Genomic DNA, 361 nt, shown 5'->3' on the forward strand with positions numbered 1-361 from the left:
GAAAAATTACGCCATGATAATTATACAAAATCGTTAGAAGAGATAAGAAAAAAATATAACGATGTAAATTGGGCGTGGATTGTTGCTCGAAATAAAATTGAAGCAAAAGATCTAAATCATAATGATTCTTTTACGAAAGGCATTGAGCATGAAAAAATAAAACTAAATTTCCCGAAAGTATTAGAAGGAGGTGGGATGGCTTATTTAGAAGCTTACCATGAAAAAAAACTCCCTAAGGGTGTAAAACCATTTGGTTTATTTGTTCAGGCTTTAGGTACACCTAAAATACTAGATATTGAATGGACTGATTTTAATTACAATTCGCTTAAAGGGAAAACTGTAAAATTTGGTTCTGAAGTCT

The 361-nt window shown here is 31.0% G+C and carries 1 protein-coding gene; it reads left to right on the forward strand.

Annotated features, from left to right (window positions below; genetic code table 11):
• A partial coding sequence (locus QWI17_RS19175) for a hypothetical protein (RefSeq protein WP_302724142.1) occupies positions 1 to 361 on the forward strand: 361 nt, incomplete at both ends.

The sequence above is a fragment of the Gilvimarinus gilvus genome (genome assembly GCF_030518155.1).
In the GTDB taxonomy this organism is placed as follows: Bacteria; Pseudomonadota; Gammaproteobacteria; order Pseudomonadales; family Cellvibrionaceae; genus Gilvimarinus; species Gilvimarinus gilvus.